General features: G+C 42.7%; 16 protein-coding genes and 1 pseudogene. 6 read left to right on the top strand and 11 right to left on the bottom strand.

The annotated features are described in order from the left end of the window. Positions 1-58: 58 nt before the first annotated feature. Positions 59-1,042, bottom strand: a complete 984-nt coding sequence (locus tag NMG86_RS14270) for an NACHT domain-containing protein (RefSeq protein ID WP_499076156.1) — start codon at positions 1,040-1,042, stop codon at positions 59-61. Positions 1,043-1,181: 139 nt separating this feature from the next. On the opposite strand from NMG86_RS14270, the gene NMG86_RS14265 reads away from it, so the two are divergent. The 3 genes from NMG86_RS14265 (at position 1,182) to NMG86_RS14255 (ending at position 4,939) form a co-directional block, all read left to right on the top strand. Next, positions 1,182-1,418, top strand: coding sequence for a hypothetical protein (locus tag NMG86_RS14265; protein ID WP_026786407.1), 237 nt, complete (start codon positions 1,182-1,184; stop codon positions 1,416-1,418). A 338-nt stretch (positions 1,419-1,756) separates the two neighbouring features. Continuing rightward, positions 1,757-4,390 carry a cation-translocating P-type ATPase gene (locus NMG86_RS14260; RefSeq protein WP_026797916.1) on the top strand — a complete coding sequence of 878 codons (2,634 nt, stop codon included), beginning with the start codon at positions 1,757-1,759 and terminating at the stop codon, positions 4,388-4,390. Positions 4,391-4,666: 276 nt separating this feature from the next. Beyond that, positions 4,667-4,939, top strand: a complete 273-nt coding sequence (locus NMG86_RS14255; protein WP_026794200.1) for a hypothetical protein — start codon at positions 4,667-4,669, stop codon at positions 4,937-4,939. Between the two features lie 86 nt (positions 4,940-5,025). Here the strand turns inward: NMG86_RS14255 and NMG86_RS14250 are convergent, their stop codons facing one another. Next, entirely contained in the window at positions 5,026-6,996 is a 1,971-nt protein-coding gene (locus tag NMG86_RS14250; RefSeq protein WP_026797915.1) for a serine/threonine-protein kinase, read from the bottom strand. 173 nt (positions 6,997-7,169) lie between these two features. On the opposite strand from NMG86_RS14250, the gene msrP reads away from it, so the two are divergent. The 3 genes from msrP (at position 7,170) to NMG86_RS14235 (ending at position 11,051) form a co-directional block, all read left to right on the top strand. Beyond that, positions 7,170-8,141, top strand: a complete 972-nt coding sequence (gene msrP / locus NMG86_RS14245; RefSeq protein ID WP_026797914.1) for a protein-methionine-sulfoxide reductase catalytic subunit MsrP — start codon at positions 7,170-7,172, stop codon at positions 8,139-8,141. Between the two features lie 830 nt (positions 8,142-8,971). Beyond that, positions 8,972-9,097, top strand: a complete 126-nt coding sequence (locus NMG86_RS14240; RefSeq protein WP_264477970.1) for a hypothetical protein — start codon at positions 8,972-8,974, stop codon at positions 9,095-9,097. Between the two features lie 19 nt (positions 9,098-9,116). Continuing rightward, the gene (locus NMG86_RS14235; protein WP_193372474.1) at positions 9,117-11,051 is read left to right on the top strand and encodes an N-acetylmuramoyl-L-alanine amidase; all 1,935 of its coding nucleotides are present in this window, start codon (positions 9,117-9,119) and stop codon (positions 11,049-11,051) included. A 4-nt stretch (positions 11,052-11,055) separates the two neighbouring features. Here NMG86_RS14235 and NMG86_RS14230 read toward each other — a convergent pair. The 9 genes and pseudogenes from NMG86_RS14230 to NMG86_RS14190 all read right to left on the bottom strand — a co-directional run bounded on the left by NMG86_RS14230 (position 11,056) and on the right by NMG86_RS14190 (position 18,799). After that, positions 11,056-12,289: pseudogene (locus NMG86_RS14230) on the bottom strand (RNA-guided endonuclease InsQ/TnpB family protein). Positions 12,290-12,495: 206 nt separating this feature from the next. Next, positions 12,496-13,443, bottom strand: coding sequence for a F0F1 ATP synthase subunit gamma (locus tag NMG86_RS14225; protein ID WP_026786414.1), 948 nt, complete (start codon positions 13,441-13,443; stop codon positions 12,496-12,498). Between the two features lie 195 nt (positions 13,444-13,638). After that, positions 13,639-15,156, bottom strand: coding sequence for a F0F1 ATP synthase subunit alpha (gene atpA / locus NMG86_RS14220; protein WP_026786415.1), 1,518 nt, complete (start codon positions 15,154-15,156; stop codon positions 13,639-13,641). Between the two features lie 71 nt (positions 15,157-15,227). Then, positions 15,228-15,773 (bottom strand): ATP synthase F1 subunit delta, encoded by a 546-nt coding sequence (gene atpH, locus NMG86_RS14215; protein ID WP_026786416.1) that lies wholly within the window; start codon positions 15,771-15,773, stop codon positions 15,228-15,230. Positions 15,774-15,775: 2 nt separating this feature from the next. Beyond that, entirely contained in the window at positions 15,776-16,300 is a 525-nt protein-coding gene (locus tag NMG86_RS14210; RefSeq protein ID WP_026786417.1) for a F0F1 ATP synthase subunit B, read from the bottom strand. 145 nt (positions 16,301-16,445) lie between these two features. Beyond that, positions 16,446-16,931, bottom strand: a complete 486-nt coding sequence (locus NMG86_RS14205) for a F0F1 ATP synthase subunit B' (RefSeq protein WP_026797912.1) — start codon at positions 16,929-16,931, stop codon at positions 16,446-16,448. Between the two features lie 93 nt (positions 16,932-17,024). Continuing rightward, positions 17,025-17,270 (bottom strand): ATP synthase F0 subunit C, encoded by a 246-nt coding sequence (gene atpE / locus NMG86_RS14200; RefSeq protein WP_026786419.1) that lies wholly within the window; start codon positions 17,268-17,270, stop codon positions 17,025-17,027. A gap of 266 nt (positions 17,271-17,536) precedes the next feature. Next, positions 17,537-18,295: a F0F1 ATP synthase subunit A gene (atpB, locus tag NMG86_RS14195; protein ID WP_026786421.1), complete on the bottom strand. Its 759-nt coding sequence runs from the start codon at positions 18,293-18,295 to the stop codon at positions 17,537-17,539. 48 nt (positions 18,296-18,343) lie between these two features. Further along, positions 18,344-18,799 carry an ATP synthase subunit I gene (locus tag NMG86_RS14190; protein ID WP_227350224.1) on the bottom strand — a complete coding sequence of 152 codons (456 nt, stop codon included), beginning with the start codon at positions 18,797-18,799 and terminating at the stop codon, positions 18,344-18,346. Between the last annotated feature and the right edge of the window lie 69 nt (positions 18,800-18,868).

Genomic DNA, 18,868 nt, shown 5'->3' with positions numbered 1-18,868 from the left:
ATAACTTAATGATTGCTGATTAGTCAAGGTTTTGGTGGGCAAAGCCTGCCCTACAATATTAACTTTGGTTGATTTCAGAGATTGGCAATAATAATGTTTGCTCAATCTCATCACGCACGTTGGGCGATACTTTACAACCGCTATTGAGACAATCTATCAGCAACTCATTAGCATCAGAATACTTTTCAAGCAATTTATTCTGTTCCTCGTTAAACTGCCAGTTGTAACCTATCTTGCGATACTTAATCATCAAGTTTCTCAATTTATCTGTCCAATTATTAACTATAGCCTCATTCGATAAATCATTGATTTTTGTAAGGTCAGGAATGTCTTTTTCAAGTTCTTCCAATGACAATAATTTCTCTCGATTAAAATCATAATTAATATGAGTAAAAAAGCCAAATTTAAAAGAATAAAAGCCACGATTTATAAAGGTATTTATAAGGATATTTTTAAGTTTATTATACCAATAATAATCAAGTTCTAAATCTACACTATTAAGCTCATGTTCATCGGAAAATTCAAAGTTTGAATCTAGCTTAAAGGAAAGTTTTGGAGAGATGTAAAACTCCTCGGAATCATATCCGGGATCACCTAAAGATACATCGAAGTAAAATGCTCGAACTGCGTTTTTTTTAAATGGAACTGGAACTGAACAAGATTTTTGATTGATCCAAGATAAAAACTGTTGTAACTTTTCATCAGTTGCAACAATCCCATCAATGTGTTGCTTTATGAAAATTAATAGGAAATCTGCACTTGGTAACATCTCAACCACCAATAAAAATACTTCTCTCCAGCGTTTATCAGTAATTTTACTAATTAGAATTTGCCAAGTCTGCTGCTCTGGTGGGTATGAATTACAATTGATTACAATTTTTAGTGCTGTGAAATATTCCTGAAATGTTAAGTGAGAAAAAGAATAAATTTTTTGCGCCCGCTCCACCAATAACCCATGCTGCGCTTCAATTGATTTCAATACAGCCTCACTATCCAGTTGTAAAGCTTCTGGGTCGTCTTGAGAATCAGGTAAATTGTGAATGTAATCAGAAATATAATGCTCTAATTCTTTCTGTTTAAAGAAATAATCTCCCCGCTCAAATGTTGTTAAAGCAATTTAACTTAGTAAATCTTTTTTACGCTGCAATGATAGATTCTTATAAACCTGGTCTCGTTATTATGTGGAAGGATACACTGGGAAAGTTGATTTAGTTGCTCGTTATCGAGGTGTTCCATGTATTATTGAGTTGACAACGGCTGAACAACCTAAACAGAAAATAAGTAAACTTTACGATAAGCCGTTACAACTTGTAGCTTATGGGGGTGCAATTAATCGCTATTACAGAGATAGTTTGTTTGGTGCTAAAATTTCTAACGGTTTGATTGTTGTTGCGCTTCGGGATCAAGATGCAGAATAATTTATGATAGAACGGGAACAATTGATCGTTTATTGGCAAGAATGGTTGAAACGGCTGGAAAGATATACCGAAAAAGCAGCTTGCTAAATGTAGCTTTTGGTTTGGCTTTTGGAGATTTGTTTTTAAATAAATAATCAGGACTTTTTAGGGCGATTGCTATTATCAAAAGTAGGCGATTGCCTACTTTTGATACGCTATATATAGCGTGCTTGCGTAAGTCCTGTTAGAATAAAAGATGCTCATAAACAGAATAAAAATTTATATGACTTCACGATTTCCTCAAATTTAGCAATTAGCATCAGAACGAGTTGGTCTGTTTTTTAGGAAAAAATGGGGTTATGGTTTCACCAGTTGATCTCAATACTGTGACGGGCTTATCTGAACAAGATGCGATCGCGCGGCTCAAAGAGGAAGGCTACAATGAACTTCCCTCGGCGGGAGCTCGTAATCTGTTCTCGATCGCTTGGGAAATTATCCAAGATCCGATCTTCCTATTGCTAGTCGGTGGTGGAGTTATTTATTGGGTTTTAGGTGATCTACAAGAAGCTCTGATTTTATTAGGTTTTGTCTTTTTTATCACCGGAATTAGTCTCTATCAAGAAGGCAAAACCGAACACGCCTTAGAAGCCTTACGGGATCTTTCCAGTCCTCGCGCCTTGGTAATTCGAGATGGGGAGCGAAAACGGATTGCTGGGCGAGAAGTGGTTCGGGGAGACACTTTAGTCTTAGCAGAAGGCGATCGCGTACCTGCGGATGCGATTGTGCTTTCTTGCTCAAACCTCTCCACCGATGAGTCGTTATTAACCGGGGAATCCCTACCTGTGCGTAAAGTTGCCGCTGTGGGTAACGTGGAAATGGCGCGTCCGGGGGGAGATGAGTTGCCCTTTGTATATTCTGGCACATTGGTAGTTCAGGGACAGGGAATTATTCAAGTCCAAGCCATCGGCGCTCAAACCGAGATGGGTAAGATTGGCAAGGCTTTACAAACAGTCAAGCCAGAAGCCACACCTTTGCAACGGGAGATGAATCAGTTAGTCAGCCGTTTGTTTGGTATCGCTTTATTCCTGTGTGTGGTGATAGTAGTAATTTATGGACTGACGCGAGGAGATTGGCTGAAAGGATTTCTCGCAGGAATTACCTTAGCCATGGCAATTTTGCCCAATGAATTTCCCGTGGTTGTCACTATCTTTTTAGCATTAGGAGCTTGGAGAATTTCTCAAAATCATGTCTTAGCCCGTCGTACTTCTGCGGTGGAAACCTTGGGTTCCGCAACGGTTTTATGTGTGGATAAAACTGGGACGCTGACTCAGAATATTATGGCGGTGCAACAACTATTTCCCTATAACCAAGAAGAAAATCCTCAGCCCTATAATTTAGAATTAGATTCAAAAAAACCGCTTCCAGAATCGGTACATGAATTAGTAGAATTTTCCATTTTAGCAAGTCAAAGAGATCCCTTTGATCCGATGGAAAAAGCCTTTAAACAATTGGGCGAGCGCTCCCTCGCCAATACCGAACATTTACATAACGATTGGAAACTGTTGCGAGAATATCCCCTCTCACCGGATTTATTAGCAATGTCTCAGGTTTGGGAATCAGCAGATAGTAAACAATATGAAATTGCTGCTAAAGGAGCACCAGAAGCGATCGCCGATCTCTGTCATTTTACCCCCGAACAACAGCAAATTCTAGCCACACAAATTACTAAAATGGCAGAGGAAGGATTGCGGGTATTAGGTGTTGCTAAAGCATCTTTACTTGATGCGCCACCACCATTTTTACCTCCTCATCCTTCGCTCAGTCCTGATAATTTACCCGATAAACAACATGATTTTCCTTTTCAATTTCTAGGATTAGTGGGACTTTCCGACCCAGTGCGTCCAACCGTGGCGGCCGCGATTCAAGAATGTTATACCGCCGGGATTCGAGTCGTGATGATTACCGGAGATTATCCGGCCACGGCTCAAACTATTGCGCGTCAAATTGGATTAATGCAAATGGGGGCGATTGTGACTGGGGCGGAATTAGATGGGATGAATGACGCTGAACTTCAGGAGCGGATTCAAAGTACAAATATCTTTGCTAGGGCAATTCCTGAACAAAAATTACGGATAGTTAATGCTTTAAAATCCAAAGGGGAAGTCGTTGCTATGACCGGGGATGGTGTCAATGATGCCCCGGCTTTAAAATCAGCCCAAATCGGGATTGCGATGGGTGAAAGAGGCACAGATGTTGCTAGGGAATCGGCGGCGTTAGTGTTATTAGATGATGATTTTTCTTCAATTGTGCAAGCGGTTAAACTGGGGCGGCGAATTTTTGATAATCTTCGCAAAGCCATGGCTTATCTTTTAGCAATTCATATTCCGATTGCTGGGATGTCTTTAATTCCAGTATTGTTTAAGTTGCCATTAGTATTACTTCCGGTTCACGTGGCATTTTTGCATTTAATTATTGATCCAGCTTGTTCAATTGTGTTAGAAGCCGAACCCGCAGAAACAACGGTAATGAAGCGTCCCCCTCGCAATTCCAAAGATCCTTTATTTGGTAGGAAAACTGTGGGTTTGGCGATGTTACAAGGAGGAGCAATTTTAACGATTGTTCTCGTAATTTTTGTGATTTCGCTATATCGCGGACAAGGGGAACTTGATGCCCGGGCGTTAACTTTTACGGCATTAATTTTAGCAAATTTAGGACTAATTTTAAGTGCCAGTTCTTCCGCTCCCCTGAGCTTAAAAATACTTAAATCTCCTAATACTGCCCTTTGGTGGGTTATGGGTGGAGGAATATTTTTTCTGGGGATGGTGCTTTATGTTCCCTTCTTGCGTCAATTATTTAGCTTCTCTTTTCTGCATCCAATTGATATTGCTATTTGTCTACTTGGTGGCGGGATTAGTTTAGTTTGGTTTGAACAGTTAAAGTTAATCAATCAACCCCAGGGAGTTATTAAATCTAAACCAGGAAAACCTGTCTAAGAAAATCTATGCTGTTCAAAAACTTGGGAGCATACCGATTTTGCAAATATATCCTACAAAGTTGGGATGCTCCCAAAAACTTCCTCTATTTTGTAAAAAAGCCAGTTAGGATAGAGAAATAACATGGGCACTCCCAAAGAGTCCCTCAAAATTACCTTTGAGGACAACTTTTTGCCCTTTCTAAAAGGTTATGTAGCTAACAATGTGCTGTAGTGAAAGATGCCAGTTTCATGGTTATGTCAAACTTATAGAAACACCAAACAAGAGAGAAATTTAATGAAAAATAAGTTATTTGATAAAGTTTTTCGGGATAGCGAAGGTAAAATTATTCTCGCTCAGATGCCAAATCCACCACTTATTGTCTGGATTGTAGCTAGTTTATTAAAGATAGTTTTTACAACAGGTAAAATTAATCTAGGACTAGACATAATAGCTTTTGGCTCCTTGTTTACTTGGGCTTGGGAAGAATTATTTCAAGGCGTTAATTACTTTCGTAGAATATTAGGTTTTCTGGTGCTTGTTGGTCTGATTGCATCAAAACTTCAATAAGTAGGTAAGCATCAATGTGCCAAAAGCCTTAAAATTAGGAGCTTTAGAACCAATATTTGGGCAGGTTTTCAACGCTGTTCCCTGTCCTATGGACTGGGTAATAATTGCCAAACCTTCAAGGTATCGTCAAAACTCCCACTCACTAAAGTATGATTTCGAGGATTAAAAGCCACATTTACCCAAGCTCGATGTCCTTTAAAGGTTCCAACCAATCCGCCATTATCTACTTGCCAGAGTTTCACTGTCCCGGCAAAATCCCCACTGGCGAGGGTTTGACCATCGGGACTAAAGGCAACGGACTGCACCTTATCCCCATGACCCAGAAGAATTTGCGCCGGAGTATTACTAAAATATTGAGATTCTAACTCGTTTAAATCCCATAATTTAATCGAATGATCCCAACTGCCCGTGGCTAAACTCTGACCATCGGGACTAATGGCTACCGACCAAATCGCCTCGGAATGGGCCTTAAATGTCCGCAATAACTGTCCCGTGTGCCAGTTCCAAATATCCACAATCCCGTTACTTCCGCCACTGACCAGGGTTTGATTATCGGGACTGAAAGCCAGGGATTGTACCTCTGTCCCATACCCTGGTAACGTTTTTACGGTTTTTCCGGTGGATATATCCCATAGCCGAATCGTTTGGTCACGACCCACACTCGCCACCTGCTTTCCATCGGGACTTATGGCAACGGCATAAACCCATCCTTGATGACCGTAGAGCATTTTTTTCTGACGCCCACTCCACAAATCCCAAACTAAAATCGTTTTATCACCGCTTCCACTCACTAAAGTCCGACCATCGCCACTGATAGCCAAGGTTCCTACGGGTTGAGAATGTCCCAATAGGGTATTAATTAATCCCCCGGTTTCCGCATCAATAATCTGAATTGACCCATCGGTATTCCCATACACTACAAATTGACCATCGGGACTGACGGCCACCGACCACACTGGGCCAATATTCTGTACTAACGTCCGCATCGCCGGGGGTGATTGGGGAATAATTGGGGTAAAAGTCTCCGGGGGGGGAACCGAAATATCGGGAATCTGATAAATGGGTTCTATTTCTATGGGTTCAGAGTTTGGTTGGGGAACTCGTGAATTCAGGAATAGGGACAACATCGCCAAAGTTGCACCCCCCAAAGCGGTTAATATCCATGGATGTTGACGAATTTGGGGGAGTTTGACCAGAATCGGCCCGGATTTTAAGTCTTGGATGACCTCGACCGCCGAAGCATAGCGTTGAGTGGGGTCACGTTCAATTAGTCGATTCAGAATTCGGGTTAGGCGGTGACTAATGGGGGTTTTTAGATAATCCTTCCAGACCCAAGAATTTGTTTTAATATTCCATAAATCAAAGGGGCTGATTTGAGTTAGCAGATGCAAACAAGTCACCCCTAAACTATAGAGATCATTTTTAGGACTAATTTCTCCTTGTAGTTGTTCGGGGGAAACATATTCGGCTGAACCTTGCAGGGGATTTACTCCAGCAAAATCAACTAAAACCAGTTGTTTTTTAGTCGGGGAATTCGGATTTAAAATTGGACGACGAATAATATTTTCCGGTTTAATATCCCCATGGACTCTATTTTTATTATGAATTAATTCCAGAACTGGAAGAATTGCACTCAATAAATCCCAAATTTGCAGTTCTGAAAAAACGCCTTCCTGTTCGAGTTCTTCGGCTAAATTGCGTCCGGGGATATAATCTTGTACGAGATAACTATAGCTGTGGTCTTCAAAGCAGGCTAATAATTCAGGAAGGGCCGGATGCTGACTAATCTGGTCTAGGGTTTGGGTATACAGACGAAACTCGACACTCGCCTGGGGGATAGATAGGGGAGCATCCAGACATTGTTTAATCACACAGCGCGGTTGAGTCGGTTTGTCCTCATCAATGGCTAAAAAGGTTCGGTGACAATGACTTTGACCCAAAACTCGCATCACACGATAGCGGTTTTTGAGGCGCAGTTCCGACCCACAACCCTTACAGGTAATGGCGTGGGTCGGGTTCTGGGGGTTCTGACATTGGGGGTTGATGCAGTAACTCATAACCAGAATTTGTTAATATATTTTTCTATAATAAGTCTTTCTCAAACTTTAGGTTAATTCAGTCATCAGTTATCAGTCATCAGTTATCAGTCATCAGTTGTTAGTTTATTGCCCAAAACCCATTACCCAAAACCCAAAACCCATTACCTATTCCCCATTACCTATTATTTAACATGACTTTAATTCGTATTGTTCCCTCTTGGGAAATTTCTGAAAATCAAATAACACCCGAGTCTGTTTTTATGAATCGTCGTCGGTTTATGAAAAACTTAATTGGGGCAGGATTAACCGCATCAGCCTTATCTTTAGTGGGTTGTCAAGCAACTTCAAAAACACAAAATAATTCAGTACAGGGGATTTCTGATTTCAAAACTAATCCCAATTTTGCCAAAGTCAATCGTCCCATTACAGCAGAAGATTTAGCAACAAAACATAATAATTTTTATGAGTATGGCGGAACTAAGTCTATTTGGCAAGCCGCCCAAGCCTTACCGTTAGAAGATTGGAAAGTTGAGGTTTCAGGATTAGTTAAAAATCCGACAACATATACTTTAGATGATCTTCAAAAAAAATTCCCCCTAGAAGAACGAATTTATCGGTTTCGTTGTGTTGAAGCCTGGGCGATGGTTGTGCCTTGGTTGGGGTTTCCAATGCGGGCATTAATGGCGGCGGTTGAACCTAATTCCGAGGCTAAATTTGTCCGGTTTACCTCTTTTTATGATCCTAAAATTACCACTGGGCCAGGATTTTGGGCTAATGGTTATCCTTGGCCTTATACAGAGGGATTACGGATTGAGGAAATGGCAAATGATTTAGCCTTTTTTGCCGTAGGAATGTATGGGAAAACTCTCCCTAAACAAAATGGCGCTCCTTTACGGATGGTGCTCCCTTGGAAATATGGATTTAAGGGGGCAAAATCCATTGTTAAAATTGAATTTTTAAATCAACAACCCGCAACTTTTTGGAATACTTTAGGCCCGGATGAATATGGTTTCGAGGCGAATGTTAATCCAAATAAACCCCATCCCCGTTGGTCACAAGCTACGGAAAGAATTGTTAGCAGTAAGCCTAGTTTTTCTTGGGAAAAACAGCCAACTTTACCCTATAATGGTTATGGTGAATATGTTGCTAGTCTTTATTCTTAATAAGTAGTTAACCAAAGTTAATTACATAACTAGCAAGTAATTATTTATACTAAAAAAACACTCTAAATCTCAAAAATCCGTGATATAGCAACCGCCAAGGCAGTTAAGACACCAGACGGATCTTGGAACCCAGACGGTAAAGTGTTTCCCCCCTGTTCCCTGTTCCCTGTTCCCTGCTATATTATTGAAAGAATTGACACTCTCAGGTCTGAAGACACTGAGATTCTGCGGACAGGATTAGTTTAACCTAATTCTCGCTACGACAGCCAAAGATCGTCTACTGAGTTGATTAAGCGACAAGCCCAATCTTCCCGATACTTTTACTCTTGAATCAATACACTTTCACCAAGCCATCACTAAGCCAAGTTGCGGTACGCTCTACAATCTGCCATTATTTGCTCCTTGCTTGTCATACTGCCGTTAGGACTTTAACCTAACCGTTGTTTCAGGGGAGCCGGGATTTCTCCGATACTAGAATGTTTCAACACGCAGATGTTTATTGTTCTTACTTGTGTCTTTTGATTTTAGCACATCTTTTAATATTTCAAGGGGAATAAATTCCCCTGTGTCGTGTTTCCTCTCAGGTCTAAAGACACTGAGTTTCCACACTCCCATCATGATCTTATGAATCTCGAAATGTTAAAACTTTTAAACAGAATTAAGTTGCTCAAGCCAATTTCCTCAAGTCAGAAAGCGGTTAATTAATCCTTAACTATGCCATAGGAAAATCTTTTCAAATTGGCGATGTGTCAACTGCCCTCGTAGGCGATCGCGAAACTATGATATGATGCACTCGCTTTGTTGATTCTGTCCATAAAAGACAGATCACCATGTTTAGTGATGGTGTTAGGATTCAAGCCTCGGATTGTCCGGCAATGACCGACGACATCTTAGAATCCCTTTTTGGTGTGGCTGTGGGAGTGTCAAACCTTGACCCAAATTCAATTGTTAATTAAGGTTCTTAGCGTGTCACGAATGGGAAAAACTCTATTTTTGCGTTGGTTAATGCCCGGTTTAGTCAGCTTTTTTATCCTGACCTCTCCCGCCAAAGCAGCCAGTCTGCAATCTTGGCAATTTGAAAGCTCTCAAAACCGCCTCAGCTTTACAACCGATGGGGGGGTACAACCCAAAGCTCAACTGCTCTCCAACCCCACCCGATTAGTCATTGATTTGCCTGGAACCAGTTTAGGGGGTGTCAACCGTCAACAATTAATTGGGGGAGCCATTCGGGAAATTCGAGTGGGTCAAGTCGATAACCAAACTACTCGAATTGTGGTGGAATTGGTTGATGGTTATACTCTCGATCCTCAAGGAGTCCAATTTCGGGGGATTTCCCCGACTCAGTGGACGGTACAACTACCCTCGCCTCAAGCTGTCGGCACACCTGCTTCCGCTCCCGTAGCAGCAGCAACCCGTCCTTCCCTACCTTTACCTCAAACCCCGCCCGTCAGACCTGTCGCTCCAGCACCTGCTCGTTTACCGGCTCCACTACCTCAACAGACCGTTAATCGTTCTATTTCCCAGCAGCCTCAAACCACCTTAGCTCAAGTTGAGGTGCGGGATAATGGGATTGTGCTGCATACTACGGGCAAAATGGCTGATATTGAATTTAAACAAAGTCAAGATCGAAGTTGGATGACTTTGGATATTCTAGGTGCCACCTTAGCAGCCCGTTCAAACGGAACTGGAAAACAGGTCAACCGAGATGGAGTGACGGTTTCTCAAGTCACCCAACTCTCAAATAACCCCCCAGTCGTTCGGGTCACCATGAGTACCCCAAAACGGAGTCAAAATTGGCAAGCTCGGTCATCGGCTGGAGGGGTAGCGGTTTGGCCCCAGGGAAGCACTCCCCCCGCCGTCCAATTGTCCGGGGGCTTTGCAAAAATTCGTTCCGTTGAAATTCGTAACCAACAACTTCTCATTCAATCCGATCAGCCCCTGAACTATAGTAGTGGTTGGGATAATGAAACTCAGTCCTATAGTATTACGTTTTTCTCCGCAGCCTTGGCTGAAGGTGTTGCCTTACCCCAAAGACAGGTCGGAAGTCCGATTATTTGGACAAGGGTACGTCAGGAAGATCCCCAAACCTTTACCCTGTTAATCAAACCAGCAACTCGAATTGAAGTGGGACAAATTAGCCAAGGGAGTCCTCAACAGTTGGCTTTAGCTTTTGTGGGGGAAGGGCTAGGGGTGAGGGCGGGTAACCCTGTTGCTACGGTTCCGGCTCCCACACCTCGACCCTTTCCTCCAAGAACGAATACCAATCCAGCACCCTTTCCGCCTCGTTCTAATCCTCCTCAAACCAATAGAAATCCCTTTCCTTTTCCCCCTACTCAGGTTAACCCCCCCTCTAATAATCCGATTCCAAATGGTCGGGCGGTGGTCATTATTGATCCTGGACATGGGGGCAGTGATCCCGGGGCTGTGGGTGTGGGAGGACTGCGAGAAAAAGATGTGGTATTCTCAATTTCTCAACAGGTGGCGCAGATTTTGCAGCAAAATGGAGTACAGGCGGTGATGACTCGTTTGGATGATCGCACCGTTGAGTTAGAACCCCGGGTGGATATGGCTAATCGCATAAATGCGACCTTATTTGTCAGTATTCACGCCAATGCAGCTACGAATGCGGCGGCTAGTGGGATTGAAACCTATTACTACAGCAGTGGTGCCCGTCTGGCTCAATATGTTCAAAACAGTATAATGGCAAGTTTTTCACAACTGCCGAATCGGGGTATTAAGACCGCTCGTTTTTATGTGCTGCGAAATAGCTCAATGCCTTCGATATTAGTGGAAACGGGATTTGTGACTAATAATTATGATTCCTATATGTTGGGTGATCCGGCCCAACGCAGTCGCATGGCTCAAGCGATCGCCCAAGGGATTCTTCAATATTTAAGGGATAACCGATAGTGAACTACCCACACTGACTTGGAGTACCAAGTACAGTGTCGGCTTCTGTACTCACAGGCGAATGCCCCATCTTAGACTTTCGCCCAAGATGGGGTCTTACCTCCCATCCTACAGCGCCAAACGGCTGCACCATCCGTCTTTAGCATTCTGATGCCTTCTGCTCTAATATTCATAGCTGCGTTTCCATCCCTATCATGATCAGTACCACAATTAGGACAAGTCCATTCACGAACATCTAATGGCATCTCATTTACTTGATAGAAACAATTAGAACAGAGTTTGGAACTGGGAAACCATCTATCAATCTCCACTAACTTAGCACCTTTTCGTTCTACTTTGTAAGCTAAGAAATTAGTGAAAGTTCCCCATCCTGCATCAGATATTGCTTTTGCCAAATTGTGATTACGAACCATGCCTTTGACATGAAGATTTTCTACTATGACAGCTTGGCTATCGCTGACCAACTTATGACTAAGTTTATGTAGAAAATCTTGCCGGGAATTACTAACTCGTTCGTACAATGCGGCAACAACTTGACGATATTTATTTCTGGATTTACTCCCCTTTTGTTTACGCGCTAATTTCTTCTGTTTGCGTTTGAGATTTTTCTCATGTTTAGCAAGATGTTTAGGATTATCGTATTTAGAAACCTTTTCACCATCAGTAACAACAGCAAAGTGTTTGATTCCTAAATCAATACCATAAATCTTACCTTCTGAAATAGTTTGATTTTCTCCTTCAATTTCGGTCAATATAGATGCCAAATATTTCCCAGAAGGAGTTTTACTAACAGTTACAGTCTTGATTTTCCCCTCAATTGGTCTATGTATTTTGGCTTTGACTATCCCAATATTGCCAGGAAGTTTGACATTACCATCAACAATTTTGACATTTTGAGGGTATTGAATTGACTGTTTGCCATGTTTAGACTTAAACTTAGGGAAGCCTGCACGTTGCTCAAAAAAGTTTTTATAAGCAGTGGTTAAATTAAGTGTTGTAGCTTGTAAAACCTGACTGTAACAATTAGCTAACCAAATAGTATCTTCGGCTTTTTTGAGCTTAGGTAGTAGGGCGTTGAGTGCTACCTGTCCCATTCCTTTTCCCGTATCTTGATAAACCTGAATCGATTTATTTAAAGCATAATTCCACCACCAGCGCGAACATCCAAATGTTTGGGCGAGATGTGCTTCTTGCAATGCAGTTGGATACAGACGGACTTGTACAGCTTTGTGCAGCACTCGATTTGCACCTCCTGGTCTGAATATCTTACTACATAATACTGAAAAAAGATGGGGTCAACTCCGTACCTACGTTGACCCGCCTTTCATACCACCGCTCACCTGGGTATGGGTAGAGCGGGGGACTTCCCGGCGGTGTAAGTTAAATTAAAAGGTTGAAGGTTGACTGTTAATAGTGAACCTTCAACTTTTCAAAGATTAACTTCTCATTTCAATGCTTCTGCACCACCCACTACTTCCAAAAGTTCTTGGGTAATGGAAGCCTGACGAGCTTTGTTGTAGGATAAGGTCAAAGATTTAATTAAATCTCCAGCATTTTCACTCGCATTACTCATCGCAGTCATCCGGGCGGCTAACTCACTGGCGATGGATTCTTGCCAAGCGCGTAACAATTGGTTGGTTAAAAATAAAGGCAATAACGCATCCAAAATTTGGGCGGGATCTTGTTCAAAAATCATATCTCTTGGTAAATCCGTGAGAGTGTTTTTGACTTTCTCCCGTGTGACCTCAAATTGACCATTTTTAGTCGTTAAACGGAAAATCTCATCATCTTGAGGTTCCAACCCTTGAGTATCAAGGGGTAACAGGGTTTGAATTACCGGACGAGAAGCAATTAACGAAACAAATTTCGTATAAATTAACTCAATCCGATCCAATTCACCTGATAAAAATAAATCCAGAAGATTGTCCGCAGAATCCCGTACTTTATCTAAGGCTGGATTTTTTTCGGGATTTTCTACCGTAGCGCGAATAGGAGTATCCCGTCTTTGGAAATATTGAATTGCTTTGCGTCCTACTAATAAATAGGTGCATTCAATACCTTCGGCTTCTAACTCTTTAGCGCGAGTTTCAGCCCTTTTAATCACACTGCTATTATAAGTACCGCACAGGCCACGATTACCAGCAATTACCAGTAATCCTACCTTTTTAACTTCCCGTTGTTTGAGCAGAGGTAAATCTGCTTCTTCAAATTTTAAACGGGATTGTAAACCATAAAGAATTCCGGCTAATCGATCAGCAAAGGGGCGGGATGCCAAGACTTGTTCCTGGGCACGACGCACTTTGGCTGAAGCAACTAGACGCATCGCTTCTGTGATTTTTTTGGTATTTTTAACCGAATCAATGCGATCGCGGATCGCTTTTAAATTTGACATAGTTTTGTCTATAGCAGGGGACAGGGAACGGGGAACAGGTTTCACCAGTCAAGGTTGGCTGCATCAGTCTTTGTCAAACACTTTTCTGGCGACTGCTCTATCACCCAACAGTTAAAGAGTCAACAGTGAACAGTATTTTAACTTTTCACTGATCACCCTTAACTCTTTCACTGATAAATGATATCTACTAGCTGATTAAGCAGAGACTAAAAAGGTTTGTTTGAACTCATTAATTCCTTCTTTCAGCAGACCTTCAGCTTCGTCATCAAGGACTTTTTTGCCTTGAACGATTTCGACATATTTGGGTTTGCTATTTTTCAGATATTCCCGCAGTCCAATGGCAAAGGCAACGATTTTTTCAACGGGAACTTCATCGAGATAACCGTTAATTCCAGCATAAATTACCGCCACCTGTTCAAATAATTGCAGGGGAGAATTTTGGGACTGTTTTAACAATTCTTGTAGACGTTTGCCCCGTTCCAATTGGTTACGGGTGGCTTGGTCTAAATCGGAGGCAAACTGGGAGAAGGCTGCTAACTCAGCATATTGAGCTAACTCCAACTTCACTTTCCCGGCCACTTTCTTCATGGCTTTGGTTTGAGCCGCCGAACCCACCCGGGATACGGAAATCCCGGCGTTCACCGCCGGACGTAAACCGGAGTTAAATAAGTCGGAGGAGAGGAATATCTGACCGTCGGTAATCGAAATCACGTTAGTCGGAATGTAAGCCGAAACGTCACCCGCTTGGGTTTCGATGATCGGTAATGCCGTCATACTGCCACTGCCGAGTTCGTCGTTCAGTTTCGCAGCCCGCTCTAATAAACGAGAATGGAGATAGAACACATCCCCAGGATAGGCTTCCCGTCCGGGAGGACGACGGAGTAACAGGGACATTTGACGGTAGGCTTGGGCCTGTTTAGATAAGTCATCATAGATGACCAGGGTGTGTTTGCCCTTGTACATGAAATACTCGGCGATGGTTGCCCCAGTATAGGGAGCCAGGTATTGCAGGGTAGCGGATTCACTAGCACTAGCAGCCACAACGACGGTATAGGCCATCGCGCCTTTTTCTTCTAGGGTTGCCACCACCTGAGACACCGTAGAGGCTTTCTGACCAATAGCAACATAGACGCAGATCACGTCTTCGCCCTGTTGGTTAATGATGGTGTCAATGGCGATGGAGGTTTTTCCGGTTTGACGGTCACCAATAATTAATTCCCGTTGACCCCGACCGATGGGGATCATGGAGTCAATGGCGGTGATCCCGGTTTGCATGGGTTCGCACACGGAACGACGCTCGATAATCCCAGGGGCTGGGGATTCTAATAAGCGAGTTTCAGTGGTTTTGGGATCGCCTTTACCATCAATTGGACGGGCTAAGGCATCAACAACTCGGCCTAACATGGCGTCCCCAACGGGGATTTGGGCAATTCTTCCGGTGGCGGTGACGGCGGAACCCTCTTGGATCTCCCGACCTTCACCCATTAATACTGCACCGACGTTATCTTCTTCTAGGTTGAGAGCAATACCAATAGTACCGTCGGCAAATTCTAACAGTTCCCCAGACATGGCTTTATCTAAGCCATAAATCCGGGCGATACCGTCACCGACTTGCAGAACAGTCCCGACGTTGGTTTCTTTAACGTCTTGGTCGTACTGTTCAATTTGCTGCTGAATAATGCTACTAATTTCGTCAGGTCTGATCGCTACCATTTTTCTTGTCAGTAGTTAAAGGTTATAAGTTAAAAAAAGATTCCCGACATGATCATGACGGGTCACAACAATTATTGGGATAATTTCATCCCAATACGGCGTAGTTGTCCGCGCAAACTGGCATCTACTACGCGAGATCCAACTTTAATAATCACACCGCCCAACAGATCCGGATCGACTGTGGTGGCAATTTCCACTTGTCGAGCATTGGTCATAGCCTTGACTTTCTCTGAAAGAGTAGTCAATTGTGCCTCTGTTAACGGATAAACGGAAGTGATTTCTGCCAAAACCGTTTGATTCAGTTTCCGCAGTAACACTAAATACTGTTTAGCAATTTCCTCTAGGAATAAAATCCGTCCTCGATCCACTAACAGCATCAAGAAATTCCGCAATGCGGGATTAACTTCATCAGCCGTGATCCTTTGCAGAATGGCTTTTTTATCCTGGGGTTTCACCACAGGACTTCCTAAAAAGGTTTTTAATTCTGCGGAATTGTCTAGTAATTCTAGTAATGAGCGAATCTCATTACCGAATTCCTCGGTTAAATTTCTTGATTGAGCCACGGACATTAACGCCGAGGCGTAAGGCTCAATAATTTGTCCGGCGATCGCACTCATATTCAACCTCCGAGCAGAGCTAGACTCTGATCAATTAAGCGTTCCTGAACATTGTCATTCAGATGCTGTTTGAGTTGAGATTCTGCCAGTTCAATGGCTTGAGTAGCTATCTGAGAACGCAGTTGAGAGATCACCCGTTCCCGATCTGAATCTAACTCAGCGCTGGCAGTTGCTTTCATGCGTTCCACATCTTCGGTGGCTTTAGCTAGAATTGAATCTCTAACCGTTTTTGCCCGTTCTTCGGCTTCGGCTAAAATCCGTTGGGCGTCGGTTTGGGCTACGGTTAATTTCTGTTGTTGTTCTGCTAGAGACGCTTGCGCTTGTTGTTGACGCTGTTCAGCTTCTTTAATGGCTTCTTCAATGGTAGAGCGTCTTTCATTTAGGATTTTTCCTAAAAAGCCGCGCCCAAAGTAAACCAGCACAACAATCAGAATGCCTAGGTTAATTAGGTTGGTCTCAAGAATATTGGTATTAATACCAATCCCACGGGAGCCAGCTTCTGTGGCTAGTAATAAAACAGTCTCCATGATGTTCTTCTCATAAATGCAAGGCTTAAGTTTTAACCTCCGATGTCGGGTGTTAGAATCTAGCCTGGGCTGTCTTCAAATGGGAATTTTCTCGTAATTTAACAAGCTGATCACAAGTTTGTTTTCAGCTTTAGCGCAGCCAAGATTATCTAACTAACTCAGCCCCTAATAATTTTTCTAAAATTTGGCGACTGAGAGGTTCAACTTGTTGTTCTAAAGCTTGCAGGGCTTGTTGTTTTTCCTGCTCAATTTCTTGAGCCGCTATTTCTCTCAATTTTTGCGCTTCTTGTAAGGCTTCACCAACTTTTCCAGAGGCAATTTTCTGAGCTTCTGCTTGAGCTTTTACAATGATCGCTTGAGCTTTTTTACGAGTTTCTGCTAACTCTAATTCATACTGCCGGGCTAATTTTTCAGCTTTAGCCAGACGTTCTTTGGCGTTGACTTCGTTCTCGCGGATATAATCCGCCCGTTCATCAATCGCCTTTCCTAATGGTTTATAAAAAACCTGGTTCAAAATCACTGCCAGAACTAAGAACTGTACCGCCATTAAAGGCAGGGTTGCATCCAGATCAAAAAGTCCTCCTTCTTTGGCAGCTTCTTCAACCGCAAATAGAATTGTCCCGTGCATTATTGTCCCTTGAATAGTTTCATCAAGATGGATTTTAGACTTAGATTTCAGATGATCTGAAACCTAAAACCTAAAATCCATGTTTTGGATTACTGTTTAGGCGAAGGGGTTGGCAAACAGTAATACCAGAGAAACGACTAAACCATAAATGGTCAGTGCTTCCATGAAGGCTAAACTTAACAGTAAAGTCCCACGAATTTTACCTTCTGCTTCGGGTTGACGAGCAATCCCTTCCACTGCTTGACCAGCAGCAATACCTTGACCAATTCCAGGGCCAATCGCGCCTAAACCAATAGCTAAAGCAGCAGCAACAACGGAAGCAGCAGCAATTAGTGGATTCATGATAATTTTCTTCCTTCTAAATACAAAAGAGTTAACAAACAATCAGTTAGACAAAGTGAAATCAATCCCGATCAGCATTGATAAAATTAGGAGGTTTGAAGAAAATATTTTTCTTCTTTGTCCCGTTACAAATGCCAAATTCGTTAGATGGATTGGGGTTCCCAAAACTTTATTTTACCAATAAAGGGGATTAAGTTTAACCCAACAACACATTTTAGAAAAATCAATCCCTAAAAAAAGAAATTTTAAAGTCTTTGTTTCTTTTCCTAGTCGTGATGTTCTCCGCCATGTCCTTCTAGGGCTTCACCAATATAGTTCGCCGCCAGTGTCGCAAAAATTAGGGCTTGAATGGCACTTAGGAATAAACCCAAAACCATTAGAGGCAGAGGAATAAACAGGGGTACCAGGAATACCAACACGGCGACCACCAGTTCATCCGCCAAAATGTTACCAAACAAACGGAAACTCAGGGAGAGGGGTTTGGTAAAATCTTCAATCACCCGAAATATAGCGAGAAACGCCATCGGTTGGGCGTAATCAGCAAAATAACCCACTAGGCCTTTTTTTCTGATTCCGGCGTAGAAATACGCTAAAGAAGTTAACAGTGCTAATGCCACTGTAGTATTGATATCGCTGGTGGGGGCTGCTAATTCACCTGAAGGCAGTTCGATCACCTTCCAAGGAATTAAAGCACCTGACCAGTTAGAGGCAAAGATGAATAAGAACAGTGTTCCAATGAAGGGAACCCAAGAACGATATTCTTTTTCCCCGATTTGATCTTTAGCTAGGTTGCGAATGAATTCTAGGACGTACTCCATAAAATTCTGCATCCCACTGGGAATTCGCTGCACGTTACTGCTGGCCAACACTGAGACGGTAATCAGCAAACCGATTACAAACCACGAAGTCAGAAAAATCTGACCATGCAGTTTTACACCGCCGACTTCCCAATAAAGGTGCTGGCCAACTTCTAAACTAGCGAGAGGGAGAGGATTGAAGGTGTTTAAGACAGTCAGCATTTCCATGTCCGTAGGCTTCCTCTACAGATTGAGGACTGGAGGATTCCGCGTTACTTATTTAGGCTTGGGGGTGAACACTGTGATTAGCACATACAACATGAGAGCTACTTTGTAGGTAAGAAATCCTAAAAAAATCGGTAGAATCTTTAGCTGATGTAATTGAGTGGCTACAATGATTACACCCGCGAGGATCAAGATCCGATTTTGGCTTAGTTTTTTCTTGCCCCTACCTAGTTTTTCTACATCTTTGCCGAGCATTCGCAAGTAGATTATGCCGACAGCCGCCCCAACTAAATAGTTTAGGGCGACATCCAGAGGATAGAAACAGCAAACTGCAACAAAAATTACCCCCGTAGCTGTGATCGTCATCAATAACAACTGGCGTTGCAATTGATCATACTCCAGCATAGAAGTGTCGGGTTCTACAGCAAGTTTAGACCCTGATTCTAGTGTTTCCTCTGCGTTTGTCATAGCTACTTGGACAGGTTCACCAATTTTTAGTTCAGCCACAACTCATTGATCGGAAATCCGAAAGCAACAGTTATAACTTTCTCTAAGTTCACGCACACAGCGTATAAC

Source organism: Planktothrix rubescens CCAP 1459/22 (assembly GCA_904830895.1).
Lineage (GTDB): Bacteria > Cyanobacteriota > Cyanobacteriia > Cyanobacteriales > Microcoleaceae > Planktothrix > Planktothrix agardhii.
Note: the sequence above shows the minus strand (reverse complement) of the source record. Positions and strands in the feature narration are given on the sequence as shown.

Bases quoted from the DNA above. Each gene is read 5' to 3' on its own strand.
- atpA (WP_026786415.1), bottom strand. From the start codon at position 15,156: ATGGTAGCGATCAGACCTGACGAAATTAGTAGCATTATTCAGCAGCAA.
- NMG86_RS14210 (WP_026786417.1), bottom strand. From the start codon at position 16,300: ATGGAGACTGTTTTATTACTAGCCACAGAAGCTGGCTCCCGTGGGATT.
- NMG86_RS14260 (WP_026797916.1), top strand. From the start codon at position 1,757: ATGGTTTCACCAGTTGATCTCAATACTGTGACGGGCTTATCTGAACAA.
- msrP (WP_026797914.1), top strand. From the start codon at position 7,170: ATGACTTTAATTCGTATTGTTCCCTCTTGGGAAATTTCTGAAAATCAA.
- atpE (WP_026786419.1), bottom strand. From the start codon at position 17,270: ATGAATCCACTAATTGCTGCTGCTTCCGTTGTTGCTGCTGCTTTAGCT.
- atpB (WP_026786421.1), bottom strand. From the start codon at position 18,295: ATGGAAATGCTGACTGTCTTAAACACCTTCAATCCTCTCCCTCTCGCT.
- NMG86_RS14240 (WP_264477970.1), top strand. From the start codon at position 8,972: ATGTTTAGTGATGGTGTTAGGATTCAAGCCTCGGATTGTCCGGCAATG.
- NMG86_RS14250 (WP_026797915.1), bottom strand. From the start codon at position 6,996: ATGAGTTACTGCATCAACCCCCAATGTCAGAACCCCCAGAACCCGACC.
- NMG86_RS14255 (WP_026794200.1), top strand. From the start codon at position 4,667: ATGAAAAATAAGTTATTTGATAAAGTTTTTCGGGATAGCGAAGGTAAA.
- NMG86_RS14235 (WP_193372474.1), top strand. From the start codon at position 9,117: ATGGGAAAAACTCTATTTTTGCGTTGGTTAATGCCCGGTTTAGTCAGC.
- NMG86_RS14225 (WP_026786414.1), bottom strand. From the start codon at position 13,443: ATGTCAAATTTAAAAGCGATCCGCGATCGCATTGATTCGGTTAAAAAT.
- atpH (WP_026786416.1), bottom strand. From the start codon at position 15,773: ATGAGTGCGATCGCCGGACAAATTATTGAGCCTTACGCCTCGGCGTTA.